The sequence below is a fragment of the Bacillota bacterium genome (genome assembly GCA_023511835.1).
In the GTDB taxonomy this organism is placed as follows: Bacteria; Bacillota; Sulfobacillia; order JAIMAT01; family JAIMAT01; genus JAIMAT01.
Map to the genome: position 1 here is coordinate 1 of JAIMAT010000080.1, position 8905 is coordinate 8905.

The window sequence follows — 8905 nt, forward strand, 5'->3', positions numbered from 1 at the left end:
GGGTTGACGCCGGGGTTGAGCGCCAGGATGGCGGCGACGGTGGTGCCGAAGCGCTGCGCCAGGAGGAAGAGCGTGTCCCCGGGCCGGACCGTGTAGGCGAAGCTTCCGGGCGGGCAGGCATGGTGCGCGCCGTACAGCGGGGTCGACATGGAAGCACCTCCTCTGCGTCCTCGTGCCTGTCTATGAAGGGCGGCGCCCGGAGGTGCCGGCCCCGCCCGGGCGAGGAAGGGGAAAGGGTGGCCACGAAGGCGGCGGAAGAGCTGGTCGGCGCGCTGGAGGCCGACGTCGAGGAGCGGCTCGAGAGGCTGCGGGCGGAGGAGGCCGCGGAGCGGCAGCTGGCCGAGGTGGAGGCGGAAGGCGAGCGGATCGTCGAGTCCGCCGGCTGATCACGCCTCGCCGGCCGCCGGGCGCGAGGCCGCCCAGCGCGCGGCCGCCCGGCCGAGGAGCGCCCCGCCGGCCGCGTCCCAGAGCCAGTGGCCGCCCGTCGCCACCACGGCCGCGCCCGCCAGCGCCACCAGCCCGGCTGCGGCGCCCTGCGGGGCCGGCCGCCGGCGGCTGCGCCAGGCCAGGAGCCAGGCCGCGTAGGCGAGCCGCGCCACGTGGCCGCTGGGGAAGGTACCGCGGAAGAGCGCCAAGCCGGCGCGCGCGGGCGAGGGGCTGAGGATCTCCAGTACGTGGCGGAGCCAGGGCCAGGCGACGGGTAGGAGCGGAGGCGCGGGCGTCGGGACGAGCGTCTTCAGCAGTCCCTCCACCGCCATCACCCCCAGGAAGCCCGCCACGACCCGCACCAGGCGCGCTCGGCCTCCCCCCGCGCCGGCCGCCGCCCAGAGCGCCAGCGCCGCCGCCAGCGGGGGTGAGCCGGCCAGCCAGACCAGCTGCAGCGCCTGGCGCACGTTCTGCGGCAGCCGTCCCAGCGCCGCCGTCGCCGCGCGGTCGAGCGTCGCCACCGGGGGCGAGGGGGCGAGCAGCGCCAGCAGGAGGAGGAGCCCCAGGGGGGCGAGGAGCGGGCCGACCCCCGGGGCGCGACGCGTCGTCGGCATGGCGCCACTATAGCCTCTCCTCGCGCGCCGGCCAACGCGGCGCCGTCGGCGGCCGCTCCAGCCAGGAGCGCCGGGTGCGCCGCCGAATGGGGCAGGGGAGGTGGAGCCGGCCTTGCATGACGAACCCTTCACGCAACGGACGGGATCGGGAGAGCCGCTCTGGGAGCCGGGGATCGAGGACGTACTGCGGGCGAGGCGACGGATCGCGCCCTATCTGGCGCCCACGCCGCTCCTCCGTCCGCCCGCCCTCGCCCGCCTGCTGGGCGCCGAGGTCTTCCTGAAGTGCGAGAACCTGCAGCCGACCGGCGCCTTCAAGGTGCGCGGCGGGGTCAACCTGGTGGCGGCCGAGCGGGAGGCCGGCAAGCTGGGCCCGGCCGGCCTGACGGCCGCCTCCACCGGCAACCACGGCCAGTCCGTCGCCTACGCCGGCCACCTCTTCGGCCTTCCCGTCACCGTCTTCGGGCCGGAGGGGCTCAACCCGCTCAAACGCGAGGCCATCCGCGCCTGGGGGGCCGAGGTGCGCGAGGTGGGGCGGGACTTCGACGCGGCACGGGAGGCTTGCGAGGCGTACGCGCGCGAGACGGGCGCGCGCTACGTCCACTCCATGAACGAGCCGCTGCTGGTGGCGGGGGTGGCCACCGCCTACCTGGAGGCGCTCCTGGAGGTCCCCGACGCCGACTTCCTGATCGTCCCCGTGGGCGGCGGCTCCGGCGCCTCGGGCGCCGCCATCGTGGCGCGGGCGCTCCGCCCGGGCATGCGCGTCATCGGCGTCCAGGCGGAGGGCGCGCCGGCCGTCTACCGCTCCTTCCGTTCGGGACGCCTCGAGTCGACGCCCGCGGCGGTCACGCGCGCCGAGGGGCTGGCGACGCGCGTCGCCTTCGAGCTGCCGGTGCGGATCCTGCGCCGCTACCTGGACGAGATGGTGCTGGTGGGCGACCAGGCGATGCTGGAGGCGATGCGCATCCTGGCAGAGACGGCCCACCTGGTCGCCGAGGAGGCGGGCGCCGCCCCCCTGGCGGCGGCGCTCGCCCTGCGCGAGGAGCTCCGCGGGAAGAAGGTGATCCTGCCCGTCACCGGCGGCAACGCCACCGCCGGACAGCTGGCGGCAGCGCTGGCCGGCTGAGCCGGGCGGCTGCGCGGCCGGGTGCCGCGGGCTCAGCCCGGCACCCGGCCGACGGCCACCAGCCGCCGCTTCCGCCAGAGGAGGCGGCCGTCCTCCCGCGCGAAGAGGGCTCCGGCCACCTCCGGCCGCAGCGCCGCCGCCAGCGTGCGGGCGAAGCGCTCCGGGTCGTCCAGCGCCCGCGAGGGGGCGAACCAGTCGGCCACCGGCAGGCGCTCCTCCAGCGTCTCGAGGAAGGTGACCTCGAGGCCGGCCTCCTCCAGCAGGCGGCGCCACTCCTCCGCGGAGCGCGCGCCCACGTGCGATCCGTCGCGCAAGATCTCCAGCTGGTTCATCAGCTCGGCCGCCTCCGGTTCGTCGGGGACCGTCATGTCCGCGATCCCCAGCCGCCCCCCGGGGCAGAGGACGCGGCGCATCTCGCGGAGCGCCCGCGGCAGGTCCCGGAAGTGGTGCGCGGCGCGCCGCGAGGCGACCACCGTGAAGCTTCCGTCCGGAAAGGGGAGCGCGTGCGCGTCGCCGAGGGCGAAGCGGACGTTGGCCGCCGCCTCTTCCTGCAGCCGGCGCCGGAAGAGCTCGCCCATCTCCGGCGTGGCGTCGAGGCCGACCACCTCGGCGACCCGCGGCGCCATGGCGAAGGCCACGTTGCCCGAGGCGGTGGCCACGTCGAGCGCGCGATCCCCGGGGGCGAGGCGGAGCGCCTCGAGGAGGAGGGCCAGGTCGCTCCCCGAGCGGTGGGAGCGGCTCGCCGCGTAGTGCTCCGCGTGGGCGCCGAAGAAGGAGCGGACCCTCTCGAGCTGGTCGTCGTCCTCCGCCGTCATCCCGCATCGCCTCCCGCCGTGGTGCCGCCGTCGGCACCCGCCCTTACGTCGAAGAGATACGCCCGGGCAGGCCTTCCGCCTGCAGGAAGCCTCGCCTCCGGCGCGCTTGACGCTCCCCCGGCCCCGTTCGGATAATGGCGCCAGGTCCAGCCGGCAGAGCGAGGGCTGGACGCGGGCGATGGAGACCCGCCCGGGCGGCCACGACCGCGCGTGGCCGCAAACCGCGCCGCCGCCGCGACGTCGGAACGATCGGCGGATGCTGATGGCTCCTGAGACCTGGGGCTCGGGAGCCTTTTTCTGTCCCTGGATGCCCGTGGGAGGTGTGCGGATGGCGGATCGCCCGCCCGCCCGTGCGGCAGGCCGCCGGGCTCTCCGGTTCGTCCTGCTCATCGGCGTGCTCAGCTTCTTCGCCGATTTCACCTACGAGGGGTCGCGCAGCATCCTGGGGCCCTACCTCGACTCGCTGCGCGCCAGCGCCACCGCGGTCGGCGTGGTGACCGGCTTCGGGGAGCTGGCCGGCTACGGCCTGCGCCTGGTCTCGGGCCGCTGGGCCGATGCCACCGGGCGCTTCTGGCCCATCACCATCTTCGGTTACGTGGTCCAGATGGCCTCGGTGCCGGCGCTGGCCCTGACCCGGACATGGCCCGAGGCCGCGTTGCTCATCATTCTGGAACGGGTCGGCAAGGCGCTGCGCAACCCGCCCCGCGACGTGATGCTCTCGCACGCCGCCCGCCAGGTGGGCGGCTACGGGTGGGCCTTCGGCCTGCACGAGGCGCTCGACCAGGTGGGCGCCATGGGCGGCCCCCTGGTGGTCGCCTACGTGCTGGCGCGCCGGGCCGGCTTCCACGAGGCCTTCGCCATCCTTCTCATCCCCGCCCTCCTCAACCTGACGTTTCTGCTGCTGGCGCGCTGGCTCTACCCCAAGCCGGAGGACCTGGAGGGGGGCACGGTGCCCGTGGGCGTCCGCGGCATGGCGACGGCCTTCTGGGTCTACCTGGCGGGCGCTGCGCTGGTGGCCGTGGGCTTCGCGGACTATCCGCTGATCGCCTACCACTTCAGCCGCGGCGGCATCGTCTCGGGCGACTGGGTGGCCATCTTCTATGCGGTGGCCATGGCCGTCAGCGGCGCGGGATCGCTGCTCTTCGGGCGCCTCTTCGACCGCTTCGGTTTCCGCGTCCTCGTGCTGCTGACGCTCCTGACGGCGCTCTTCGCGCCGCTGGTCTTCCTGGGCGGCTTCGCCTGGGCGCTGGTGGGGGCGGCGCTCTGGGGCCTGGGGACGGGGGTGCATGAGTCCATCATTCCGGCCGCCGTCGCGCCCATGGTGGCTCCGGAGCGGCGCGCCTCCGCCTTCGGCCTCTTCACCGCCGCCTACGGGATCTTCTGGTTCCTGGGCAGCAGCGCCATCGGCCTGCTCTACGACGTCTCGCTGCCGGCCACGGTCGCCTTCTCGCTCCTCACCCAGCTCGCCGCCCTGCCCTTCTTCGTCTGGGTGGAGCGCCACCATCCGCAGGCGGTGGCCGCAGCGGGAGAGGCGTGAGGCGGGGAGGCGGAGGCGGGCGAGAGCGACGAGGAGGCGGCCTTGCGCGAGATCGAGGAGGAGTCGGGCGCGACCGGATCCGTGGTGGGCGGTCGACCATCGGGTACCGCTTCCTTCGCCCGGGCGGGATGGGGGAGACAGAGGGAGAGGCGGAAAAGGAAGCCCGCTTCTTCCTGGTCCGCGCCGAGCGAGGCGAGCCGCAGCACGCCCGCGGACCAGTGCGAGGAGGGAGTCGGGTGGCCGGTTGGGAGCGCGAGAGCGTAGCCGACGAGCTGGAGGAGCTGGCCGCACTGGCGCGCGGCTCGGGAGTCGCCTCCTCGGCCCGGGCGCTGGAGGAGCTGGCCGCGCGGGTGCGGGAGGACCGCTTCCGGCTGCTGGTGGTCGGCCAGTTCAAACGCGGGAAGTCGACGCTGGTCAACGCGCTCCTGGGCGAGGAAGTCCTGCCCATGGGCGTGCTGCCGCTCACCTCGGTGGCCACCGAGATCGTGGCCGGTCCGGAGCGCGAGGCGCGCATCCGCTATCGCGACGGGCGCGGGGAGCGCGTCGGCCTGGAGCGGCTGGGCGACTTCGTCAGCGAGGCGGGCAACCCCTCCAACCGCAAGGGCGTGACGGCCGTGCAGGTCCGCCTTCCGGCCCCGCTCCTCGAGCGTGGCGTGGCCATCGTCGACACCCCGGGCATCGGCTCCACGGTGGAGGCCAACACCCAGGCGGCCGAGGAGGCGACCGAAGACGCCGACGCCGCCGTCGCGGTGCTGGGCAGCGATCCCCCGCTCACCCGAGAGGAGGCGGAGTACCTGCGCCACGTCACCTCCCGTGCGGCGCACGTCCTCTACGTGCAGAACAAGGCGGACACGCTGGCGCCGGAGGAGCTGGAGCAGGTGCTGGCCTTCCACCGCCGCCTGCTCGCCGAGGCCGGGGGCGGGCCGGCCGGCGCGGGCGCGCCGCCCCGCATCCTTCCCGTCTCCGCGCGCCGCGGCCTGCTGGCCCGGCTGCGGGGCGACGCGGCCGAATGGGAAGCCTCGGGGATGGGGGAGCTGGAGAGGGAGCTGGAGCGCTTCCTGGCGGAGCAACGGGGAGCCGTCTTCGCCGCCTCGATCGGACGGCAGGCCGAACGGCACGTAAGCGCCGTCCGGCTGGCGCTGGAGGTGAGGCGTACCGCCTTCCGCACCCCGGTGGAAGAGCTGGCGCGGCGACGGAGCCGTCTCGAGGAGCGCCTCCAGGAAGTCGAGCGGCGCCGCGAGGACGACGCGCTCCTCTTTCGCCGCGACGTCGATCGGCTGGTGGCCCGCATGGAGGAGGAGCTCGGGCGCTGGCGCCAGCAGGCGGAGGCCGAGCTCCGGGGGGAGTTGGAGGCCTGGCTGGAGCGGGAGGCCGCCGGACGCCGGATGACGGCCCGCGAGGTAGAGGAGGAGGTGAGCCGGCGCCTGGGCGAGCGGCTCGAGCGCTGGCGGGCCGAGGCCGGCAAGGAGATGGGCGGCGAGTACGCCGCCCTCGCCGAGCGCTTCTCGGCCCGCTTCCAGGGGCTGCTGGACGAGCTCCTGGAGGCGTACGGCGAATATGCCGGTTACCGCCCCGAACCCATCCCGGCCGACCCGGAGGTGGTGGAGCGACCCGACTTCTACTTCCAGCTGAGCGAGATCGGCTCCTGGCTGCCCGAACTGAACGCGGCCGCGCTGGCGCGCTGGCTGCCGTCGGGCTGGGCGCTCCCGGCCCTCCGGAAGCGGGCGCGGGAACGACTGCACGAGCTTCTGGAGCTCAACTCCGGCCGCCTCCGCTCCGACCTCGCCTACCGCCTGCGCGAGTCGGCCCGGCGCCAGATCGTCCGCTGGGACGAGCGGCTGATCCGCCTCCGCGAGGAGTTCGAGGAGGCGCTTCGCTCGACGGAGCAGGCGCTGGGCGAGGCGGAAGGGCGTTCGCGCGAGGAGGAGGCGCGCCTGGAGGAGGCCGTCTCCGCCCTGGAGGCGCACCTGGGCCGCCTCCGGCAGCTGCTGGGCGGCGTCCGGGCCCAGCCTCGGGCAGAGCGGCAAGGCGGAGGCAACCCCGCGGAGGAGAGGTGAACGGCAATGCGTCAGGAGCGATCGGCGGGAGGAGTCGTCTTCCGGGGCGAAGGGAGCGAGGCGGAGATCCTGCTCGTCCTCGACCGCTTCGGCCGCTGGACCTTCCCCAAGGGACGCGTGGAGGGCGGCGAGTCGGACGAGGAGGCGGCGCTCCGCGAGATCGAGCAGGAGACCGGCGTGCAAGGGCAAGTGATCGGAAGCCTGCCCGCGGTACGCTACCGCTACTTGGTGGCCGACGACCCGGAACCGGAGATGGTGGAGAAGGAGGTGCACTACTTCCTGGTCCGCGCGGAGGCGGGCGAGCTGCGCCGCCTGCCCGGCGAGACGCGGGCCGTGCGCTGGCTGCGCCCCCGCGAGGCCGAGAGACTCCTCCTTTACGAACGGAACCGGCCCGTGCTGGAGGCGGCGCGCGCCATGCTGGAGGGGCGGGCGCGGGTCGAGCGGGGGGACGGCTCGCGCTGAGCGCGGGTCCGGCCAGTCCGGGCGGACCGCCGGAGGGTCGCCCGCCCCGGCTTCAGCCCCTCCCCGCTTCGCCCGGCGCCAGGGGCCCGGTGCCCTCCTCCTCTCCCTCGCCGCTGCCGGGCTCTTCGGGCAATCCCCAGAAGTAGAGGAGCGAGCGCAGCCAGGCGGACTGCTCGCGGCCGCGGGGCTCGTGGCGGAAGCGGTAGTCGAGGAGATGAAAGTAGCGCCGGTACTCCTCCAGGACGCCGGCGAGGCGTTCTTCCAGGTCCGCCTTGAGCCAGCGAGCCAGCGCCTCGTCGGCCTCCTCCGCCACCTGCGCGAGATGCCGCCGGCAGAGACCGGCCCCCTCCCGGTAGCCCCGGCGCCCCTCCTCCTCCCGGAGCCGATCCAAAAAGGCATGGATCTCGGCGGCCACGGCCACCTCTCCAGCCTCGCAGGCCGGGCAGGGCGGGGAGCCTTTCTCCCGCCGCGCGCGTCGCCCGCGCCACCGCTGCCACGGCTCCCGCCACCCGTTCCGGGCGTGCCGCGGGTCGCTCTGGCGGAGGCGGGCCAACTCCTCCCGGGTCAGGAACTCGAAGAGAGCGCTGAGCTCGGCACCGGCGCGGTCGCGGATCACGGCCGCGTGACGGGGGCAGTAGGCCGCCTCGCGCAGCCGGAACCAGGTGGACGGCTCGCGGCAGTTCTCGATCTCGAACCAGCGCAGATGGACCCTCTCCGCACGCCGCTGCACCTGGCAGAGGGGGCAGACGGAGGAAGCGTAGCTCCACGTGGCCATGCGGTAGACCTCCTCGTTGGAGGTGCGCACTGCCGCTCACGCCTGGCGGCGGACGCCCATCGCCTTCCGGAGCGCCCTCGCGGGTGCCACCGCCAGCGCCGCCTTGACCACGTCCAGCGGCAGCAGGCCGGCCAGTCCGAACAGGACGGCCTCCTTCCAGGAAGGCAGGAGCCAGGCGCGTACGGCGGCGACCTCGACCAGCCAGCCGGGCGCCACGGCCAGCAGGGCCAGGGCGACCGACCGGAGCGGGTGGACGGGAGCGCCCGGCTTGCCGCGACCGGCCAGGCGGGCCGCCACGGCCACCCCCGGAAGGTGGCCCCAGAGGTAGGCACCGGCGGGGCTGAAGAGCAGGGTAGGACCGCCCATGCCGCCCCCCAGGACGGGCAGGCCGGCGAGCCCCAGGGCCAGCTGGAGGGCGACGGCGGCCACCGCCTCGCCGGGCGGGAGGAGCAGCCCTGCCATCATGACGCCGAGGCTCTGCATCGTCGGCGGCACGGGCCCCAGCGGCAGAGGCAACGGGACGAAGGAGAGCGCGACCAGGACGGCGGTCATCAGGGCGACCCGCGTCAGGTGCGACGCCGGCCGGGCCGGGCCCGCCCGGCGGGAGGGCCCAGCCGCCAGCCTCGCGGCGCGGGACGAGAACGGAGGCAAGGGCCATCGCTCCCCGAAAGAAAGAGGCTCCTGCCAGCCAGCGGGCAGGAGCCATCAGCTCTCGCATTTCGGCCGAAGCCTGGGCGAGCTCCATCGCCGTCTTGGCGGGCGGCGCCGGACCGCCCGCCTCCCTCTTGCCGTGCAGTCTCGTATACCACGCGCGGGCCGGACCGTCAAGCGAGCGCAAGCCTTGCCGAAGCCGGCTGGCGCAGCGCGGCGGGGCGGGCCGGACCGGACCGGCGCCGCCGGCGCCGCCCTGTGCCATCATGATGTCGGCATGTTCCAGGGGAAGCCGGTCCGGCCGCCGGAGGGGGGAGAAGGAAGAAACCCCTCCCCGGGGGCTGGCCCTTGGATCAGGGCCTTCCATTTCATGATGTTGGCATGATCGAAACGCTAGCCGGTCCGGCCGCCGGGCAGGGGTAACAGGAACGGCGGCTGCGTTTTT

10 protein-coding genes are annotated in these 8905 nt (G+C 74.9%); 5 read left to right on the plus strand and 5 right to left on the minus strand.

Going from position 1 to position 8905, the window contains the following annotated elements; translation table 11 throughout:
- Window positions 1–149: LysM peptidoglycan-binding domain-containing protein (locus K6U79_09720; GenBank protein ID MCL6522628.1), on the minus strand; the 149-nt coding region annotated here is incomplete at its 3' end.
- A gap of 87 nt (window positions 150–236) precedes the next feature.
- On the opposite strand from K6U79_09720, the gene K6U79_09725 reads away from it, so the two are divergent.
- Window positions 237–386, plus strand: a complete 150-nt coding sequence (locus K6U79_09725) for a hypothetical protein (protein ID MCL6522629.1) — start codon at window positions 237–239, stop codon at window positions 384–386.
- Here the strand turns inward: K6U79_09725 and K6U79_09730 are convergent, their stop codons facing one another.
- Complete coding sequence (locus tag K6U79_09730) at window positions 387–1040, minus strand: phosphatase PAP2 family protein (protein MCL6522630.1); 654 nt, start codon at window positions 1038–1040, stop codon at window positions 387–389.
- Window positions 1041–1152: 112 nt separating this feature from the next.
- Between K6U79_09730 and K6U79_09735 the strand changes: the two genes are divergently transcribed.
- Window positions 1153–2163 (plus strand): pyridoxal-phosphate dependent enzyme, encoded by a 1011-nt coding sequence (locus K6U79_09735; GenBank protein MCL6522631.1) that lies wholly within the window; start codon window positions 1153–1155, stop codon window positions 2161–2163.
- Window positions 2164–2195: 32 nt separating this feature from the next.
- On the opposite strand, the gene K6U79_09740 is transcribed toward K6U79_09735, so the two are convergent.
- On the minus strand, window positions 2196–2978 hold the full coding sequence (locus tag K6U79_09740; protein ID MCL6522632.1) for a methyltransferase domain-containing protein: 783 nt from the start codon (window positions 2976–2978) through the stop codon (window positions 2196–2198).
- Window positions 2979–3306: 328 nt separating this feature from the next.
- On the opposite strand from K6U79_09740, the gene K6U79_09745 reads away from it, so the two are divergent.
- The 3 genes from K6U79_09745 (at window position 3307) to K6U79_09755 (ending at window position 7034) form a co-directional block, all read left to right on the plus strand.
- Window positions 3307–4515, plus strand: coding sequence for an MFS transporter (locus tag K6U79_09745; protein MCL6522633.1), 1209 nt, complete (start codon window positions 3307–3309; stop codon window positions 4513–4515).
- A 236-nt stretch (window positions 4516–4751) separates the two neighbouring features.
- Window positions 4752–6572 (plus strand): dynamin family protein, encoded by a 1821-nt coding sequence (locus K6U79_09750; protein ID MCL6522634.1) that lies wholly within the window; start codon window positions 4752–4754, stop codon window positions 6570–6572.
- A gap of 6 nt (window positions 6573–6578) precedes the next feature.
- Window positions 6579–7034: an NUDIX domain-containing protein gene (locus K6U79_09755; GenBank protein ID MCL6522635.1), complete on the plus strand. Its 456-nt coding sequence runs from the start codon at window positions 6579–6581 to the stop codon at window positions 7032–7034.
- 52 nt (window positions 7035–7086) lie between these two features.
- Here the strand turns inward: K6U79_09755 and K6U79_09760 are convergent, their stop codons facing one another.
- Window positions 7087–7809: a DUF6062 family protein gene (locus K6U79_09760; protein ID MCL6522636.1), complete on the minus strand. Its 723-nt coding sequence runs from the start codon at window positions 7807–7809 to the stop codon at window positions 7087–7089.
- 36 nt (window positions 7810–7845) lie between these two features.
- Window positions 7846–8361, minus strand: a complete 516-nt coding sequence (locus K6U79_09765) for a biotin transporter BioY (protein ID MCL6522637.1) — start codon at window positions 8359–8361, stop codon at window positions 7846–7848.
- Window positions 8362–8905: the final 544 nt, after the last annotated feature.